Annotated in this window: 12 protein-coding genes and 1 pseudogene; 12 read left to right on the forward strand and 1 reads right to left on the reverse strand. The window is 69.0% G+C overall.

The genetic code is table 11. The features are described 5' to 3' along the window. The first annotated feature begins 11 nt into the window (after positions 1-11). Complete coding sequence (cyaY, locus tag RGE_RS03995) at positions 12-335, forward strand: iron donor protein CyaY (RefSeq protein ID WP_043784657.1); 324 nt, start codon at positions 12-14, stop codon at positions 333-335. Between the two features lie 25 nt (positions 336-360). Here the strand turns inward: cyaY and RGE_RS04000 are convergent, their stop codons facing one another. Beyond that, positions 361-2742, reverse strand: a complete 2382-nt coding sequence (locus RGE_RS04000) for a penicillin-binding protein 1A (RefSeq protein ID WP_043783792.1) — start codon at positions 2740-2742, stop codon at positions 361-363. A 308-nt stretch (positions 2743-3050) separates the two neighbouring features. Here RGE_RS04000 and RGE_RS04005 point away from each other — a divergent pair, with 308 nt between their 5' ends. From RGE_RS04005 to RGE_RS04055, 11 genes and pseudogenes are all read left to right on the forward strand, one after another. After that, entirely contained in the window at positions 3051-4088 is a 1038-nt protein-coding gene (locus tag RGE_RS04005; protein WP_050985448.1) for a pilus assembly protein PilM, read from the forward strand. Continuing rightward, a pseudogene (locus tag RGE_RS24985) lies at positions 4085-4715 on the forward strand (PilN domain-containing protein). Before RGE_RS04005 ends, RGE_RS24985 begins: the two are co-directional and overlap by 4 nt. Positions 4716-4722: 7 nt before the next feature. Continuing rightward, positions 4723-5409: a type IV pilus inner membrane component PilO gene (locus RGE_RS04015; protein WP_014427034.1), complete on the forward strand. Its 687-nt coding sequence runs from the start codon at positions 4723-4725 to the stop codon at positions 5407-5409. Beyond that, positions 5406-5939: a pilus assembly protein PilP gene (locus RGE_RS04020; protein ID WP_014427035.1), complete on the forward strand. Its 534-nt coding sequence runs from the start codon at positions 5406-5408 to the stop codon at positions 5937-5939. Before RGE_RS04015 ends, RGE_RS04020 begins: the two co-directional genes overlap by 4 nt. Further along, complete coding sequence (gene pilQ, locus RGE_RS04025; protein WP_014427036.1) at positions 5936-8098, forward strand: type IV pilus secretin PilQ; 2163 nt, start codon at positions 5936-5938, stop codon at positions 8096-8098. The genes RGE_RS04020 and pilQ overlap by 4 nt, the downstream gene beginning before the upstream one ends. Positions 8099-8127: 29 nt before the next feature. Then, positions 8128-10236, forward strand: a complete 2109-nt coding sequence (locus tag RGE_RS04030; protein ID WP_148280116.1) for a hypothetical protein — start codon at positions 8128-8130, stop codon at positions 10234-10236. After that, entirely contained in the window at positions 10233-10811 is a 579-nt protein-coding gene (locus RGE_RS04035) for a shikimate kinase (protein WP_014427038.1), read from the forward strand. The genes RGE_RS04030 and RGE_RS04035 overlap by 4 nt, the downstream gene beginning before the upstream one ends. A 32-nt stretch (positions 10812-10843) precedes the next feature. Then, positions 10844-11935, forward strand: a complete 1092-nt coding sequence (gene aroB / locus RGE_RS04040) for a 3-dehydroquinate synthase (protein ID WP_014427039.1) — start codon at positions 10844-10846, stop codon at positions 11933-11935. Beyond that, on the forward strand, positions 11932-13083 hold the full coding sequence (locus RGE_RS04045; protein WP_014427040.1) for a deoxyguanosinetriphosphate triphosphohydrolase: 1152 nt from the start codon (positions 11932-11934) through the stop codon (positions 13081-13083). The genes aroB and RGE_RS04045 overlap by 4 nt, the downstream gene beginning before the upstream one ends. Positions 13084-13086: 3 nt before the next feature. Beyond that, positions 13087-13758 carry a transposase gene (locus tag RGE_RS04050; RefSeq protein ID WP_014427041.1) on the forward strand — a complete coding sequence of 224 codons (672 nt, stop codon included), beginning with the start codon at positions 13087-13089 and terminating at the stop codon, positions 13756-13758. Positions 13759-14107: 349 nt separating this feature from the next. Further along, positions 14108-18844: a glutamate synthase-related protein gene (locus RGE_RS04055; protein ID WP_014427042.1), complete on the forward strand. Its 4737-nt coding sequence runs from the start codon at positions 14108-14110 to the stop codon at positions 18842-18844. The last annotated feature ends 12 nt before the right edge of the window (positions 18845-18856 follow it).

Genomic DNA, 18856 nt, shown 5'->3' on the forward strand with positions numbered 1-18856 from the left:
TGAGCACGGTCCTGACCGACGCCGAGTACCACCGCCTGGCCCAGGAGGCGCTGGCGCGCATCGAGGCCACCGCCGACCGCCTGCTGCAGCAGGACGTCGTCGACATCGACACCACGCGCACCGGCGGCCTGCTGGAGCTGTCCTTCCCCAACGGCAGCAAGATCGTCGTCAACACCCAGCCGCCGCTGCAGGAGCTTTGGCTGGCGGCGCGTGGCGGCGGCTTCCACTACCGCTGGGTCGACGGCCGCTGGGCCGACACGCGCGACGGCAGCGAGTTCTTCGCCGCACTGAGCGAGCACGCCAGCACCCAGGCCGGCAAGCCCGTCGTTTTCTGAGCCGCCCGCCGGGCGCGGCCGGCGCTCAGCGGTTGAACAGGTCGAGGATCGTCTTGCGTTCCTCGCTGGTCGGCGCCTGAGGCACGGCGTCGCCCAGGCCGACGCTGGAAACGCCGGCGCCGTTGCGGTTCTCCTCGTACATCCAGACGCCTTCGGCCTGCACCACGCCCGGCGGCGCCAGCGGCTCGAACACCGGCACGCCGCGCAGCGCGGTCTGCATGTATTCGATCCACACCGGCAGCGCGCGGCCGCCGCCGGTCTCGCGGTCGCCGAGCTTCTTCGGCGTGTCGTAGCCGATCCAGACCACCGCCACCAGCGTCGGCTGGTAGCCGGCGAACCAGGCGTCCATCGAGTCGTTGGTCGTGCCGGTCTTGCCGAACAGGTCGGGGCGCTTCAGGGTCGCCTGGGCGCGCGCGGCGGTGCCGGCGCGCGCGACGTTCTGCAGCAGCGTGCCCATCACGAAGGCGTTGCGCTCGTCGAGCACGCGCATCGACTCGTCGCGCGGCTTCAGATGCGTTTCCTGTAGCACGCGGCCCTTGACGTCGGTGATGCGCGTGACGAGCACCGGCGTGACGCGGTAGCCGCCGTTGGCGAAGACGCCGTAGGCGGTGGCCATCTGCAGCGGCGTTACCGAACCGGCGCCCAGGGCCATCGTCAGGTAGGCCGGGTGGCGCTCGGCCTCGAAGCCGAAGCGTGTCGCCCACTGCTGGGCGTAGGGCGCGCCGATCGACTGCAGGATGCGGATCGAGACCATGTTCTTGGACTTGGCCAGCGCCGTCTGCAGCGTCATCGGGCCTTCGAACTTGCCGTCGTAGTTCTTCGGCTCCCAGGGCTGGCTGCCGGTGACGCTGGCGTCGAAGAACAGCGGCGCGTCGTTGACGACGGTGGCCGGCGTGAAGCCCTTCTCCAGCGCCGCCGAGTAGATGAAGGGCTTGAACGACGAACCCGGCTGGCGCCAGGCCTGGGTCACGTGGTTGAACTTGTTCTTGCCGAAGTCGAAACCGCCGACCATCGCGCGCAGCGCGCCGGTGCGCGGGTCGACGGCGACCAGCGCACCCTCGACCTCGGGCAGCTGGGTCAGCGCCCAGTTGCCCTTGGCGTCCTGCAGCGCACGCACGACGGCGCCGCGGCGGATCTCGGTCTTCGGGCCTGCCTTGTCCGACAGGCCCGAGGTCACCGGCTTCAGCCCGTCGCCGGTGACGGTGATCGTGTCGCCCGACTGCAGCATCGCCACGACCTTGCGCGGCGCGGCTTCGAGCACGACGGCGCTGCGCAGGTCGTCGTTGTCCGGATGGTCCGACAGTGCCTCGGCCACCCGTGCGTCGACCAGCGCCGGGTCGGCCGGCAGGTCGATGTAGGCCTCGGGGCCGCGGTAGACGCGCTTGAGCTCGTAGTCCATCAGGCCGCGGCGCAGCGCGCGGTAGGCTGCCATCTGCTGGGCCGAGTCGATCGTCACCCAGGCGTTGAGGCCGCGGGTGTAGGTCTCCTCGCCGTACTGGGCGAAGACCAGCTGGCGCACCTGCTCGGCGACGTATTCGGCATGCACCGCGACGTCGCTGGGCGTGCGGTAGTGCAGCTTCTGCTCGAGCGCGGCGTCGTGTTCGGCCTCGGTGATGAAGCCGTTCTCGAACATGCGCTCGATGATGTAGCGCTGGCGCAGCGTCGCGCGCTTGGGGTTGGCGATCGGGTTGTAGGCCGACGGCGCCTTGGGCAGGCCGGCGAGCATCGCCGCCTCGGCGATGTTGACGTCCGCGAGCTTCTTGCCGAAATAGATCTCCGAGGCCGCGGCGAAGCCGTTCGCGCGCTGGCCCAGGTAGATCTGGTTCATGTAGGCCTCGAGGATCTGGTCCTTCGAGAGCTGGCGCTCGATCTTCAGCGCCAGCAGGATCTCGTAGATCTTGCGCGTGAAGGTCTTCTCGGTCGACAGGTAGAAGTTGCGCGCCACCTGCATCGTGATCGTCGAGGCGCCCTGGCTGCGCGCGTCGCGCAGGTTCTCGATGGCCGCGCGGGCCACGCCCTTGTAGTCGACGCCGCCGTGTTCATAGAAGCGTGCGTCCTCGGCGGCGAGCACGGCGTTCTTCATCACCTGCGGGATCTGGGCGATCGGCGTGAAGTTGCGGCGCTCCTCGCCGAACTCGCCGAGCAGCACGCCGTCGCTGGAGAACACGCGCAGCGGCAGCTTGGGGCGGTAGTCGGTGAGGCTGGCGATCTCGGGCAGCTGCGGGTAGGCGACGGCCAGCGCGACGCCGGCGACGAGCACGACGCCGACGACGGCCGCCGCCGCCAGGCCGGCCAGCCAGGCCAGCATCAACAGCAGCAGGCTGCCGAAGGAGCGACGGGAGCGGGGGGTGGATGCGCCACCGGAAGGCGCCGGCGCGCGCTCGGGCGCGGGATCAGAAGAGGACATGGGGATCCCGAGGACAGGTCGGTCCGATTATAGGAAGGGGCGCCCGGCGGCGATTCCCGGGTCGCCGCCCGTGACATTCCTCACGGGCGGGCACGGGCCCTCGCGATCGCGGTGTTGCGGAGCCGCAAAGCGGCGCCGGTCATTCGTCGCCGTCCGTGCAGTAGTTGCGCCCGTTTCTCTGCGATTTACAAAGGCTTTACTGCTAGCATTCAAGTAACTCTTTAACAAGCTCGGGTTGGATCCCGCCTGCCTGGGGAGCGTGAGCTTTGAGCTTTCTCGACAATCTTCTGGGCCGCAAGCACCCACCCATGATCGGGCTGGACATCAGTTCCTCGAGCGTCAAGCTCGTCGAGCTGGGGCGTGCGCCGTCCGGCGAGTTCGTGCTCGAGCGCTTCGCCAGCGAACCGTTCGAGAAGGGCTGGATCACCGACGGCCAGATCGAGAAGTTCGACGAGGTCGCCGAAGCCGTTCGCCGCGTCGTCGCCAAGAGCGGCACGCGCAGCAAGAACGTCGTCATGGCGATGCCGCAGTCGGCCGTCATCACGAAGAAGATCATGCTGCCGGCCGGCCTGCGCGACGAGGAGATGGAGCTGCAGGTCGAGTCCGAGGCCAACCAGTACATCCCGTTCTCGCTCGACGAGGTGAGCCTCGACTTCTGCGTCATCGGCCCGAGCGCCACCTCCGCCGGTGACGTCGAGGTGCTGATCGCCGCCAGCCGCAAGGACCGCGTCCAGGACCGCCAGGGCCTGGCCGAAGCCGCCGGGCTGAAGCCGGTGGTGCTGGACATCGAGTCGCACGCCTCGCGCCTGGCGATGAGCCGGGTCGTCGCCGCGCTGCCCAACGAGGGCCGCGACGCGCTGGTGGCGTTGTTCGAGATCGGCGCCGACACCACCAGCCTCAAGGTGCTGCGCGACGACGACATGCTCTACGACCGCGACCAGGCCTTCGGCGGCTCGCAGCTCACGCAGCTCATCAGCCGCCAGTACGGCTTCTCGTTCGAGGAGGCCGAGGCCAAGAAGCTCACCGGCGACCTGCCCGAGGACTACGAGAGCGCGATCCTCGCGCCCTTCGTCGACAGCCTGTCGCAGGAGATCGGCCGCGCGCTGCAGTACTTCTTCACCAGCACGCCGCACCACAAGGTGCACTACGTGATGCTGGCCGGCGGCACCGCGACGCTGCCCGGGCTGAAGGACCGCGTCACCGAACTCACCGGCTTCGCCTCGCAGGTCGTGAACCCGTTCGACAACATGCAACTCGGCTCGGCCGTGCGCGAGAGCCGCGTGCGCCGCGAAGCGCCGTCGTACCTGACGGCCTGCGGCCTGGCGATGCGGAGGTTCATGCAGTGATCCTCATCAACCTGCTGCCGCATCGCGAGGAGAAGCGGCGCCAGCGCAAGCGGGCCTTCATCGCCACGCTCGGGCTGTCGGCGCTGGCCGGCGTCGGCATCGTCGGCGTCTGGTACACCGCGCTGCAGCAGATGACCTCGTCGCAGATCGAGCGCAACGAGTTCCTGAAAGCCAAGATCGGCCGTCCTCGACAAGGAGATCAAGGACATCGCGACGCTGCGCTCGGACATCGAGGCGCTGAAGGCGCGCCAGAAGGCGGTCGAAGACCTGCAGACCGACCGCAACACCCCGGTCTACCTGCTCAACGAGCTGGTCAAGCAGACGCCCGAGGGCATCTACCTGACGAGCATCCGCCAGACCGGCGAGACGGTGGCGATCTCGGGCGTGGCCCAGACCAACGAGCGGGTTTCGGAGTTCCTGCGCAACACGCTGTACAACTCGCCCTGGCTGGACCGCCCCGAGCTCATCGAGATCAAGGCGCGCACGCCGGCGTCGAACAGCCGCGATCCCGCGCGCCTCTTCGACTTCTCGATGCGCGTGACGCTCAAGCGCCCGCAAGCTCCGGCCGCAGCCGCATCCGCGCCCGCCAAGGCGGCGTCGGCGGCCGCCGTGGCCAAGTCTTCCTGAGGCGAGCATGGCCCGAAACGTCAACATCGACATCGGCAGCCTCTTCGAGCAGGCGGCCTCCCAGTTCCGCGGCCTGAACCGCAACGAGCCCGGCCAGTGGCCCTTGCTGCCCAAGCTGACGGCCTGGGCGGCGGCGGCGCTCGCGGTGGTGATCGTCGGCTGGTTCCTGCTGCTGTCGGCGGCCAACGATGACCTGCAGGCCGAACGCGACCGCGAGCCGGTGCTCAAGACCGAGTACCGCAACAAGCTCGGTCAGGCGGTCAACCTGCCCGAGCTGACCAAGCAGAAGGAGCAGGTGCAGGAGTACGTCACCCAGCTCGAGCGCCAGCTCCCGGGCAAGGCCGAGATGGACGCGCTGCTGTCGGACATCAACCAGGCCGGCCTCGGCCGCGGGTTGCAGTTCGAGCTGTTCCGCCCGGGCCAGGTCGAGGTCAAGGACTACTACGCCGAGCTGCCGATCGCGATCAAGGTCTCCGGCCGCTATCACGACATCGGGGCCTTCGCCGCCGACGTCGCCAACCTGTCGCGCATCGTGACGCTGCAGAACCTGACGATCACGCAGCTGCCCAAGGAAGCCAACGGCCTGCTGCAGATGGAAGCCACGGCGCGCACCTACCGCTACCTCGATTCGTCCGAGGTCGAGGCGCGGCGCAAGGAGAACCAGGCGCAGCAGAAGAAGGGGGGCCAGAAGTGAACGCCTCCCGGACCCTGATCGCCGCGACCGTCGGCGGCCTGCTGCTGGCCGGCTGCGGCAGCCAGAACGACGAACTCGAGGCCTGGATGAACCAGCAGCGGCAGGAGGTCAAGCCGACCGTGCAGCCGCTGCAGCCGCCCAAGCGTTTCAACCCCGAGGCCTATTCGCAGGGCCAGGGCGTCGAGCCGTTCAGCAGCCAGAAGCTGTCGGTCGCCCTCAAGCAGGAGGCGCGGCAGCCGAATTCCCTGCTTGCGGCCGAGATGAACCGGCGGCGCGAGCCGCTGGAGGCCTATCCGCTGGACAGCATGGCCATGGTCGGCAGCGTCGTGCGCAACGGCCAGCAGTTCGCGCTGCTGCGGGTGGACAACCTGCTGTACCAGGTGAAGGTGGGCGACTACCTGGGTCAGAACTACGGCCGGGTCACGCGCATCGCGGAGACCGAGGTCGCGCTGCGCGAGATCGTGCAGGACGCCGCCGGCGAGTGGGTCGAGCGCCCGGCCGTGCTGCAGCTGCAGGAGAGGGCGCGATGACGGCGTTGAAGAGCACCGAGGAGATTCGAACGATGTTCAACTGGCGTGCCGTGTTTGCGGCCTTCGCGACCAGCGGTCTGCTGCTTGCCCCGGCCGCCTGGGCCGAACCGGCGATCCAGTCGATCAGCAGCACCCAGCAGGCCGGGGGCGAGGTGGTGCGCATCGAGCTCAGCGAGCCGCTGGCTGCCGTGCCCAACGGCTTCGCGGTGCAGAACCCGCCGCGCATCGCCGTCGACCTGCCCGGCGTCGGCAACGCGATGGGCCGCAACAACGTCGAGGTCAACCAGGGCAACCTGCGTTCGGTCAGCGTCGCCCAGGCCGGCGAGCGCACGCGTCTGGTGCTCAACCTGAAGCAGGCGACGAACTACCAGGCGCAGATCCAGGGCAACGCGCTGCTGCTGGTGCTCAACAGCGTCTCGCCGCAGGTCGCTGCGGCCGAGCAGCCGGTGCACTTCGCGCCGTCGCAGAACGTCGAGACGCTCGGCATCCGCGGCATCGACTTCCGCCGCGGCGCCGACGGCGCCGGCCGCGTCGTCGTCAGCCTGCCCAGCGCCCAGATGGGCGTGGACCTGCGCCAGCAGGGCCAGAACCTGGTCGTCGAGTTCCCGCGTGCGTCGCTGCCCGATGCGCTGCGCCGCCGCCTGGACGTCACCGACTTCGGCACGCCGGTGCGCATGATCTCCACGGTGCAGGCCGGTGACCGCGTGCGCATGGTCGTCGAGCCGACCGGCGCCTGGGAGCACAGCGCCTACCAGACCGACGAGCAGTTCGTGCTCGAGGTCCGGCCGCTGAAGATGGACCCGAACAAGCTGACGCAAGGCCCCGGCTACCAGGGCGAGAAGCTGTCGCTGAACTTCCAGAACATCGAGGTCCGGGCGCTGCTGCAGGTCATCGCCGACTTCACGAACTTCAACGTCGTGACCAGCGACACCGTCACCGGCACCGTCACGCTGCGGCTGAAGGACGTGCCCTGGGACCAGGCGCTGGACATCATCATGCAGAGCAAGGGCCTGGGCGTGAAGAAGTCCGGCAACGTGCTCTGGATCGCGCCGAAGGAAGAGCTGGCGACCAAGGAGCAGATCGACCTGGAGGCCAGGAAGAAGGTCGCCGAGCTCGAGCCGCTGCGCACCCAGTCCTTCCAGCTGAACTACACCAAGGCCGAGGTCGTCGCCAAGGGCCTGCTCGGGCAGAACCAGGGCCAGGGCGGCACGTCCGGCACCTCGCAGACGACGCGCATCCTGTCGCCGCGCGGCAGCGTGATCTACGAGACCCGCACCAACCAGCTCTTCGTCTCCGACATCCCAGGCAAGCTCGAGGAGATCACCCAGCTGATCGCCAAGATCGACATCCCGGTACGCCAGGTGATGATCGAGGCGCGCATCGTCGAAGCCGACGACACCTTCGGCCGCGCGCTGGGCGTCAAGCTCGGGGCCACCGACATGCGCAGCAGCTTCGGCGACAAGGGCGGCGTCAGCATCGGCGGCAACTACAACGCCGTCGGCTACCAGACCGGCCAGGTCACCGACAAGATCGACTTCACGAACACGCAGTTCGTCAACCTGCCGGCCAACGTGTCGTCGTCCAACTTCGGCGGCGCCACCTCTGCGCCGACCTTCGCCGTCTCGCTGTTCAATTCCGGGCTGACGCGGTTCCTGAACCTGGAGCTCTCCGCGCTCGAGGCCGACGGCAAGGGCAAGATCGTTTCCAGTCCGCGTGTCATCACCGCCGACCAGGAGAAGGCGCTGATCGAGCAGGGCGAAGAACTGCCGTACCAGGAGAGCACCTCCAGCGGCGCGACCTCCATCAGCTTCCGCAAGGCCAGCCTCAAGCTGGAGGTGACGCCGCAGATCACGCCCGAGGGCAACGTGATCCTGGACGTCGACGTCAACAAGGACAGCGTCGGCCGAACCACGACCGCGGGTTTCGCGATCGACACCAAGCACGTGAAGACCAAGGTGCTCGTCGAGAACGGCGGCACGGTGGTCATCGGCGGCATCTACACGCAGAGCGACAAGAACGACGTCAGCAAGGTGCCGCTGCTCGGCGACATCCCGGTGCTGGGCGTGCTGTTCCGCAGTACGACTCGCACCTCCAGCAAGACCGAGCTGCTGGTGTTCCTGACGCCCAAGATCGTGACTGACCGCGCCGCGGTGCGCTGACCCGTCAGACGGAGATCCAATAGATGACGATGCTGAAGAGACTGTTCGCCGTCCTGGCGGTGGTGATGCTGGCGAGTTGCGGCGGTGGCAGCAGCAACTCCAAGGCGCCCGGCAACGACACCGATGGGGCCGCGTCGATCACGCTGTCGCTGTCGTCGAGCACGGTGACCGCGGCTTCTCCGGCCACCGTGAGCGCCAAGCTCAAGACCGCGACCGGCGCCTCGGCTTCCGGTGTCGTCGTCAGCTTCTCGACGACCAACGGCAACGGCAGCCTGAGCGCCGCGACCGCACTCTCCGACTCGGACGGCGTGGCGACGGTGACGCTGTCGCCGGCCTCCACGACCACCGCCGGCGCCGACACCGTCGTCGCCACCGCGGTGATCGGCAAGGAGACGGTGACCACCTCGAAGGGCTTCAGCCTCGTCGCCACCAACTCCAGCATCACCGGCTTCACGGCCGACAGCGGCACCAGCAGCAGCGTGCCGGTCAGCGCCTACGGTCAGACGGTGCTGAGCGTCGCGCTGAGCGGCGTCAGCACCACGGCCCCGGCGACGGTGTCGATCAACTCCACCTGCGTCGCCGCCGGCAAGGCGACGATCTCGCCGGCGAGCGCGACGACGACCACCAGCCCGGTCCTCTTCACCTACAAGGACAACGGCTGCGGCGCCACGCTGAGCACCGACACCGTGACGGCGTCGATCTCCGGCACCACGATCTCGTCCACGCTGGCGCTGTTCATCAACTCGCCCGAGGCCAACAACATCGTCTTCGTCAGCGCTTCGCCCGAGACGATCTACCTCCAGGGCTCGGGCCTGACGACCTCGTCGAACGTCGTCTTCCAGGTCAACGACCGCAACAACAGCCCGCTGCCCAACCAGTCGGTGACCTTGTCGCTGACGACCTTCACCGGCGGCCTGACCATCCAGGGCGGCCAGAGTGCGGTCACCCGCACGACCGACGGTAGCGGGCGTGTCAGTGTTCTCGTGAACTCGGGTACCGTGCCCACCCCGGTGCGCGTGACCGCCGCGCTGGCCAGTGGCGTGTCCACCGTGTCCAGCAACCTTGCCGTCGCCGTCGGCCTGCCGTCGCAGCTCAACTTCTCGCTGTCGCAGGGCACGATGAACATCGAGGGCTACAACATCGACGGCACGACGAACAGCTACACGATCTACGCCGCCGACCGCAGCGGCAACCCGGTGCCCGCCGGCACGACGATCAGCTTCTGGGCCGAAGGCGGCCAGATCTCCTCGAGTTCGCAGACCAAGCTCAACAACGCCATCGCCTCGACGACGGTGAGCTTCGTCTCCCAGGCGCCGCGGCCTGCCGACGGCCGGGTGACCGTGCTCGCTTACGCGATCGGCGAGGAGTCGTTCATCGACCTGAACGGCAACAACGTCTGGGACAGCGGCGAGCCGTTCCAGGACCTGGGCGACGTCACCAAGGACAAGCTGTTCGACGGCATCTTCGATCCGTCTTTCGACGAGTTCGTCTCGCTCAGCGGCACCGACAGCAGTGCCTGCGTCGACAACAGCGCCGCCTACCCGATCCTGAAGCTGATCCCGGCCGGTGCCGACGCCTGGATTCCGAGCCGTCCGTCCACCTGCGACGGTGCCTGGACCCAGCGGACCTACGTCCGCCGCGCCGTCGAGACGGTGCTGTCGACCTCCGAGGCCGGCGCCGTCTGGCTCGACACGAGGGCGCTGACCAGCGCCTCGTGCAGCGCCGCGGCCCACTTGGTCACCAAGAACAACGGCCCGACGCTGACGTCGCCGGCCACCTCGGTGACCAAGGTCGCCGTGGCTTCGGGTGACGTCGCCTACACCGGGTCGGCGGCGGGCAGCCTGTATTTCGCGGCCACCGACAACAACGCCTACCGCTTCAACCCGATGGCCGCGGGCACGGTCGTGACGGCCAGCGCCCAGACCACCGGCCTGACCACCAAGGTGGCGGGTGGTTCGCCGGTCATCAGCACCACGGCGCCGTTCCCGGGGCTCGGGGTGGCCTACGAGTTCAGCGACGACGCGACCATCCCGGGGGTGTTCACGCTGTCGTTCAAGTCGCCCAGCGGACTGACGACCAGCTACAACATCACCATCGAACCCCGGTCCGTCCCGACGACCCCTTGCACGATCCAGTGATCGTCTCCCTCGTCGGCATGCCCGGCAGTGGCAAGTCCACTGTCGGGCGCCATCTGGCCCGGCAACTCGGCCTGCGCTTCGTCGACAGCGACGCCGAGATCGAGCGCCAGCTGGGAACCAGCATCCGCGACTACTTCGCCGCACACGGCGAGGACGCGTTCCGCGATCTGGAACAGCGCATGATCGACGAGCTGACGCGCCAGCCGGGCTGCGTGCTGGCCACCGGCGGCGGCGCGGTGCTGCGGCCGGCCAACCGCGAGGCGCTGCACGCGCGCAGCCAGGTCTTCTATCTGCGTTCGACGCCGGAAGAGCTGTTCCGGCGCCTGCGCCACGACACGACGCGGCCGCTGCTGCAGGTGGGCGACCCGCAGCGCCGGCTGCGCGAGCTGTTCCGCGACCGTGATCCGCTGTACCGCCGCTGCGCGCATTTCGTCGTCGAGACGACCCGGCCTTCGGTGCCGGCGCTGATCGGCATGGTGCTGATGCAGCTCGAGCTGGCCGGCATCATCGACCCCGATCGCGTGCCGTCGCCGATCGACCATCCACCGGTCGAGCCGCCCGCGGCGCGGCACTGAATCGGTCACGGACCGGGCCGTACACTGGCGCCATGTCCGAGCCCGTCACCGTCTCCGTCGCCACTCCCGACTCGCGCTACGACATCCTGATTGGCGGCGGCCTGCTGGCCCGGGCCGATTCCTGGGCCGGCCTGCCGCGCTCGGCGTCGGCGGTCATCGTCACCAACACCACGGTCGACCCGCTGCACGGCGATGCGCTGCGCCGCGCGCTGGCGCCGCTGCACCGCGACGTCATCACCGTCGTGCTGCCCGACGGCGAAGCGCACAAGACCTGGCAGACGCTGAACCTGATCTTCGACCACCTGCTGGAGCGTGGCTGCGACCGCAAGACGGTGCTCTACGCGCTCGGCGGCGGCGTCGTCGGCGACATCACCGGCTTCGCGGCCGCCAGCTACATGCGCGGCGTGCCCTTCGTCCAGGTGCCGACGACGCTGCTGGCGCAGGTCGACTCCTCGGTGGGCGGCAAGACCGCGATCAACCATCCTCTGGGCAAGAACATGATCGGCGCGTTCTACCAGCCGCGCCGGGTGATCTGCGACCTCGACACACTGGACACGCTGCCGGCACGCGAGGTCAGCGCCGGTCTCGCCGAGATCATCAAGTACGGCCCGATCGCCGACGCCGGCTTTCTCGACTGGATCGAGGCCAACGTCGACGCCCTGCGCGCGCGCGATCGCGCCGCGCTGGCGTACGCCGTGCGGCGCTCCTGCGAGATCAAGGCCGAGGTCGTCGGCCAGGACGAACGCGAGGCCGGGCTGCGCGCGATCCTCAACTTCGGCCACACCTTCGGCCACGCGATCGAGGCCGGCCTGGGCTACGGCGAATGGCTGCACGGCGAGGGCGTCGGCTGCGGCATGGTGATGGCCGCCGAGCTGTCGGCGCTGCTGGGCCTGGTGCCGGCGGCTTTCGTCGAGCGCCTGCAGCGGCTGTGCGAACGCGCCGGCCTGCCGGTGCGCGGGCCGCGGCTGGGCATCGAGCGCTATCTCGAGCTGATGCGCGTCGACAAGAAGGCCGAAGGCGGCGAGATCCGCTTCGTGCTGATCGAGGCTCCCGGCCGCGCCGTCGTGCGCCCGGCCCCGGACGCGCTGGTCGCCCAGGCGATCGAGCGCCACCTGGCGGCGTGAACCCCACCGGCCTGGCCCCGTGGGCCGTCGACCCGTGGCGCAGCCGCGGGCGGCGCATCGACGAAGGTCCGGCGGCGCCGCGCACCGAGCACCAGCGCGACCGCGACCGCATCGTGCACAGCACGGCCTTCCGGCGCCTGGTCTACAAGACCCAGGTCTTCGTCAACCATGAAGGCGACCTGTTCCGCACCCGGCTGACGCATTCGCTGGAGGTCGCGCAGCTCGGGCGTTCGATCGCACGCCAGCTGCGCCTGAACGAAGAGCTGATCGAGGCGCTGGCGCTGGCCCACGACCTCGGCCACACACCGTTCGGCCACGCCGGCCAGGACGTGCTGAACCAGTGCATGGCCGATCACGGCGGCTTCGAACACAACCTGCAGAGCCTGCGTGTCGTCGACAAGCTGGAGCAGCGTTATCCGGAGTTCGACGGCCTGAACCTGAGCTTCGAGACGCGCGAGGGCATCCTCAAGCACTGCTCGCGCCACAACGCCGAGCTGATGTGCGCCGCCGAGCCCGACGGCCCGGCGCGGCGTTTCCTCGACGGCACCCAACCTTCGCTGGAGGCGCAGATCGTCAACCTCGCCGACGAGGTGGCCTACAACGCCCACGACGTCGACGACGGCGTGCGTTCCGGGCTGATCACGATGGAGCAGCTCGACGGCCTGGCGCTGTATGCACGCTTCCGCGACGAGGCGCTGGCCGCGCACCCCAAGCTGCTGGCGATGCCGCCGCGGCGCCTGCTCTTCGAGACGCTGCGGCGAATGCTGTCGGCGCTGGTCTACGACCTGATCGACGAGACCAACCGCCAGCTCGCGAAGCACCGGCCCGAGGACGCGGACGCCTTGCGACAGCTCCCGCGCATTGCCGCGTTCAGCGACGCGGTGCGCGAGCCCTTGTCGGAGCTGAAACGTTTCCTCTTCAAGGAGCTGTACCGGCACCCGCAGGTCGTCGACGTGACGGCGCGGGCACGCACCGTCGTCGCCGAACTGTTCGCCGCCTACGTCGCGGCGCCGCAGGAGATGCCGGCCGACTTCGCCGGCGCCAGCGACTTCCACCGTGCGGTCGCCGACTACATCGCCGGCATGACCGACCGCTTCGCGCTGCGCGAGCACCAGCGGCTGACCGGCCGCGACCTGTTCGCGCTCTGAACGATGGCCCGCCTGCCGCGCCTCGTGCTGCCCGGCTGCGGGCATCTGGTGGTGCAGCGCGGCCACGACGGCCGCAGCGTCTTCGCCGACGACGAGGACCGCAGCGTCTTCCTCGCCGCGCTGCGCGAAGCCGCCGCGGCGCAACGCGTCGCGATCCATGCCTACGCGCTGCCCGACACCGAGGTGCAGATCCTGGCGACGCCGCGGGCCGAGGACGCGCTTGGCCGCATGATGCAGTCGCTGGGGCGGCGCTACGTCGCCGCCTACCGCCAGCGCCACGGCGGGCGCGGCACGCTCTGGGACGGGCGTTATCGCTGCGCGCCGGTGGAGCCGGGCGACTGGCTGCTGGCCGCGCTGCGGCTGGTCGATGCCGCGGCGCCGTGTTCCAGCGCGGCGCACCGCACCGGCGGGCGCGACCCGCAGGTCACCGATCCGCCCGAGCTCTGGCAGCTCGGCAACACGCCGTTCGAGCGCGAAGCGGCCTACCGGCGCCTGCTCGAGGCGGGCGTCCCGCCCGCCCAGGCCGCTGCGCTGCGCGAGGCGGCGCTGGGCGGCTGGGCCGTCGGCGGGCCGGCCTTCCTGGCCCGGCTGGGCGAGCAGACCGCCCGACCCTTGCGCCCGCGCCCACGCGGACGCCCCGCGCGCCCGGTGCCTGGCGGTCGTTCGCCGGGCTGAACGCCGCATCGGCCGCGTCGTCGCGGCCCGTTCGGGCCTCCGGACTTTCCCGAAGTCCCGCCAGGGAGCTTGCGAGCTCCGGCATCGATCCTGGTGCGTGCCTGCTTTCGGCGACGCACCAGAGCAAGTCGACGCGGGTCCCGGCGACTCGCCGAAGTCCTTGCTCCGGGCCGTCATGCACCGGCCTGCGACGTCTCGCACCGTCCCGGATCATTACTCTGTCCCCAATAAATCCGATGTGGCCGCGACTTGCTCTGTTTGTTGGAGTCTGACCCTATTTATTCGTACTTGCCCTTATAAGGGTCGTGGGTTAGGCTCGCGCTCCCCCCTTGTCTGCCCGGAGATCGCCATGCGCGACGCAGCCCCCGCCACGCCCGCGACCGTCGACGAAGTCCAGCAACTCGCCGAAGGCGGCCTGTACGACCCGCGCAACGAACACGACGCCTGCGGTGTCGGTTTCGTCGCCCACATCAAGGGGCAGAAGGCGCACTCCATCATCGAGCAGGGCCTGAAGATCCTCGAGAACCTGGACCACCGCGGCGCCGTCGGTGCCGACGCGCTGATGGGCGACGGCGCGGGCATCCTGATCCAGATCCCCGACGACCTGTACCGCGCCGAGATGGCTGCGCAAGGCGTCGAACTGCCGCCGCCGGGCGAGTACGGCGTCGGCATGATCTTCCTGCCGAAGGAGCACGCCTCGCGCCTGGCCTGCGAGCAGGAGATGGAGCGTGCGATCAAGGCCGAGGGCCAGGTGCTGCTCGGCTGGCGCGACGTGCCGGTCGACCGCGAGATGCCGATGTCGCCGACGGTGCGCAAGAAGGAGCCGGTGATCCGCCAGGTCTTCATCGGCCGCGGCCACGACGTCATCGTGCCCGACGCGCTGGAGCGCAAGCTCTACGTGATCCGCAAGACGGCTTCGGCCGCCATCCAGCGCCTGAAGCTGACGCACAGCCGCGAGTACTACGTGCCCAGCATGAGCTGCCGCACGGTGATCTACAAGGGCCTGCTGCTCGCCGACCAGGTTGGCCTGTACTACCGCGACCTCGCCGACCCGCGCGCGACCTCGGCGCTGGCGCTGGTGCACCAGCGCTTCTCGACCAACACCTTCCCGGAATGGCCGCTGGCGCACCCGTACCGCATGGTCGCGCACAACGGCGAGATCAACACCGTCAAGGGCAACTTCAACTGGATGCGCGCCCGTGAAGGCGTGATGAAGTCGCCGGTGCTCGGCGACGACCTGAAGAAGCTATACCCGATCAGCTTCGAGCACCAGAGCGACACCGCGACCTTCGACAACACGCTCGAGCTCCTGACGATGTCGGGCTACCCGCTCGCGCACGCGGCGATGATGATGATCCCGGAAGCCTGGGAGAACCACGAGCTGATGGACGCGCGCCGCCGCGCCTTCTACGAGTACCACGCGGCGATGCTCGAGCCCTGGGACGGCCCGGCGGCGATGGTCTTCACCGACGGCCGCCAGATCGGCGCCACGCTCGACCGCAACGGCCTGCGCCCGGCGCGCTACATCGTCACCGACGACGACCTCGTCGTGATGGCCTCGGAGTCGGGCGTGCTGCCGATCCCCGAGAACCGGATCGTCAAGAAGTGGCGCCTGCAGCCGGGCAAGATGTTCCTGATCGACCTGGAGCAGGGCCGCATCGTCGACGACGAGGAACTGAAGAACCAGTTCGCCAACGCGCGCCCGTACCGGCAGTGGATCGACAACGTGCGCGTGCGCCTGGACGACGTGCAGGTCGGCGCCGAGCCGGCCTCGTTCGGCGAGACCCTGCTCGACCGCCAGCAGGCCTTCGGCTACACGCAGGAGGACATCAAGTTCCTGCTCGCGCCGATGGCCGCCAACGGCGAGGAAGCGATCGGCTCGATGGGCAACGACAGCCCGCTGGCCGTGCTGTCGGACAAGAACAAGCCGCTGTACAGCTACTTCAAGCAGCTGTTCGCCCAGGTGACGAACCCGCCGATCGACCCGATCCGCGAGGCCATCGTCATGTCGCTGAACAGCTTCATCGGCCCGAAGCCCAACCTGCTGGACATCAACGCGGTGAACCCGCCGATGCGCCTGGAGGTCACGCAGCCGGTGCTGGACTTCGACGACATGGCGCGCCTGCGCTCGATCGAGAAGCACACGCACGGCAAGTTCCGCTGCTACGAGCTGGACATCACCTACCCGCTGGCCTGGGGCCGTGAAGGCGTCGAGGCCAAACTGGCCTCGCTGTGCGCCGAAGCGGTGGATGCGCTGAAGAGCGACCACAACATCCTGATCATCACCGACCGCCGCATGGCGCGCGGCCAGGTGGCGATCCCGGCGCTGCTGGCGCTGTCGGCGATCCACCACCACCTGGTGCGCGAGGGCCTGCGCACGACGGCCGGCCTGGTCGTCGAGACCGGCTCGGCGCGCGAGGTGCACCACTTCGCCGTGCTCGCCGGCTACGGCGCCGAGGCCGTGCACCCGTACCTGGCGCTGGAAACGCTGGCGGCGATGCACGCTGATCTGCCCGGCGCGCTGTCGGCCGAGAAGGCGATCTACAACTACATCAAGGCCGTCGGCAAGGGTCTCTCGAAGATCATGTCGAAGATGGGCATCAGCACCTACATGTCGTATTGCGGTGCCCAGATCTTCGAGGCCATCGGCCTTCAGCGCGACTTCGTCGAGAAGTACTTCCGCGGCACCGCCAGCCAGGTCGGCGGCATCGGCGTCTTCGAGGTCGCCGAGGAAGCGGTGCGCATGCACCTGGCCGCCTTCGGCGACGACCCGGTGCTGGCCTCGATGCTCGACGCCGGCGGCGAATACGCCTGGCGCACGCGCGGCGAAGAGCACATGTGGACGCCCGACGCGATCGCCAAGCTGCAGCACGCGACGCGCGGCAACCGCTGGGAGACGTACAAGGAGTACGCCCAGATCATCAACGACCAGAACCGCCGCCACATGACGCTGCGCGGGCTGTTCGAGTTCAAGGTCGACCCGAGCAAGGCGATCTCCCTCGACGAGGTCGAGCCGGCTGCCGAGATCGTCAAGCGTTTCGCCACCGGCGCGATGTCGCTGGGCTCGATCAGCACCGAGGCGCATTCGACGCTGGCCCTGGCGATGAACCGCATCGGCGCCAAGAGCAACACCGGCGAAGGCGGCGAGGATCCGGCGCGCTACCGCAACGAGCTGAAGGGCATCCGAATCGCCGCCGGCACCAAGGTGTCGGACGTCGTTGGCAGCAAGGTCATCGAAGCCGATTACGTGATGCAGGAAGGCGACAGCCTGCGCTCGAAGATCAAGCAGGTGGCGTCGGGCCGCTTCGGCGTCACGACCGAGTACCTGGTGTCGGCCGATCAGATCCAGATCAAGATGGCCCAGGGCGCCAAGCCCGGCGAAGGCGGCCAGCTGCCGGGCGGCAAGGTCTCCGAGTACATCGGCTTCCTGCGCTACTCGGTGCCGGGCGTCGGCCTGATCAGCCCGCCGCCGCACCACGACATCTATTCGATCGAGGATCTGGCGCAGCTGATCCACGACCTGAAGAACGCCAACCCGCGCGCCTCGATCAGCGTCAAGCTGGTGTCCGAGGTCGGCGTCGGCACCGTCGCCGCCGGCGTCACCAAGTGCAAGGCCGACCACGTCGTCATCAGCGGCTACGACGGCGGCACCGGCGCGTCGCCGTGGAGCTCGATCAAGCACTGCGGCACGCCCTGGGAGCTGGGTCTGGCCGAGACCCAGCAGACGCTGGTGCTCAACCGCCTGCGCGGCCGCATCCGCGTGCAGGCCGACGGCCAGATGAAGACCGGCCGCGACGTCGTCGTCGCCGCGCTGCTGGGCGCCGACGAGTTCGGCTTCGCGACCGCGCCGCTGGTCGTCGAAGGCTGCATCATGATGCGCAAGTGCCACCTCAACACCTGCCCGGTGGGCGTGGCCACGCAGGACCCGGTGCTGCGCCGCAAGTTCGCCGGCAAGCCCGAGCACGTCGTCAACTACTTCTTCTTCGTCGCCGAGGAAGCGCGCCAGATCATGGCGCAGCTGGGCCTCCGCAAGTTCGACGAGCTGATCGGCCGCGCCGACCTGCTCGACATGAAGAAGGGCATCGAGCACTGGAAGGCCTGCGGCCTGGACTTCAGCCGCGTGCTGCACCAGCCCGACGCGCCGGCCGACGTGCCGCGCCTGCACTGCGAGCAGCAGGACCACGGCCTGGAGAAGTCGCTGGACCTGAAGCTGATCGAACGCTGCCGTCCGGCGATCGAACGCGGCGAGAAGGTGCAGTTCATGGAGGATGCGCGCAACCGCAACCGCAGCGTCGGCGCGATGCTGTCGGGCGAACTGGTGCGTCACCGCCCCGAAGGTCTGCCCGACCACACGATCTTCATGCAGATGGAAGGCACCGGCGGCCAGAGCTTCGGCGCCTTCCTCGCGCCGGGCATCACGCTGTACCTGATCGGCGACGCCAACGACTACACCGGCAAGGGCCTGTCGGGCGGCCGCGTCGTCGTGCGCCCGTCGATCGAGTTCCGCGGCGACGCGACGAAGAACATCATCATCGGCAACACCGCGCTGTACGGCGCGACCAGCGGCGAGGCCTTCTTCCGCGGCGTCGCCGGCGAACGTTTCGCGGTGCGGCTGTCGGGCGCCTCGACCGTCGTCGAAGGCACCGGCGACCACGGCTGCGAGTACATGACCGGCGGCACCGTCGTCGTGCTCGGCAAGACCGGCCGCAACTTCGCCGCCGGCATGTCCGGCGGCGTGGCCTACGTCTTCGACGAGGACGGCGAGTTCGCGCGTCGCTGCAACACCAGCATGGTCACGCTGGAGAAGGTGCTGCCGCGCGACGAGCAGCCCGGCGAGGCCGGTTCCTGGCATCGCGGCATGGCCGACGAGGCCCTGCTGAAGAAGCTGATCGAGGACCACCACCGCTGGACCGGCTCGCTGCGCTCGCGCGAGATCCTCGACGCCTGGGCCGCTTCGCGCGCCAAGTTCGTCAAGGTCTTCCCGAACGAATACAAGCGGGCGCTGACCGAACGCGCCGCCAAGGCCCAGGCCGAAGCCGCCACCGGCAAGGCCAAGGCCTCCGCCGCCGCCGTCGCCGCCAAGTAACCCGAACAGGAC

This window comes from Rubrivivax gelatinosus IL144, assembly GCF_000284255.1.
Lineage (GTDB): Bacteria > Pseudomonadota > Gammaproteobacteria > Burkholderiales > Burkholderiaceae_C > Rubrivivax > Rubrivivax gelatinosus_A.

What these genes read in the sequence shown, in the direction of transcription:
- RGE_RS04000 (WP_043783792.1), bottom strand. Translation starts at nt 2,742, where the DNA reads ATGTCCTCTTCTGATCCCGCGCCCGAGCGCGCGCCGGCGCCTTCCGGT.
- RGE_RS04005 (WP_050985448.1), top strand. Translation starts at nt 3,051, where the DNA reads ATGATCGGGCTGGACATCAGTTCCTCGAGCGTCAAGCTCGTCGAGCTG.
- RGE_RS04015 (WP_014427034.1), top strand. Translation starts at nt 4,723, where the DNA reads ATGGCCCGAAACGTCAACATCGACATCGGCAGCCTCTTCGAGCAGGCG.
- pilQ (WP_014427036.1), top strand. Translation starts at nt 5,936, where the DNA reads ATGACGGCGTTGAAGAGCACCGAGGAGATTCGAACGATGTTCAACTGG.
- RGE_RS04030 (WP_148280116.1), top strand. Translation starts at nt 8,128, where the DNA reads ATGCTGAAGAGACTGTTCGCCGTCCTGGCGGTGGTGATGCTGGCGAGT.
- aroB (WP_014427039.1), top strand. Translation starts at nt 10,844, where the DNA reads ATGTCCGAGCCCGTCACCGTCTCCGTCGCCACTCCCGACTCGCGCTAC.
- RGE_RS04050 (WP_014427041.1), top strand. Translation starts at nt 13,087, where the DNA reads ATGGCCCGCCTGCCGCGCCTCGTGCTGCCCGGCTGCGGGCATCTGGTG.
- RGE_RS04055 (WP_014427042.1), top strand. Translation starts at nt 14,108, where the DNA reads ATGCGCGACGCAGCCCCCGCCACGCCCGCGACCGTCGACGAAGTCCAG.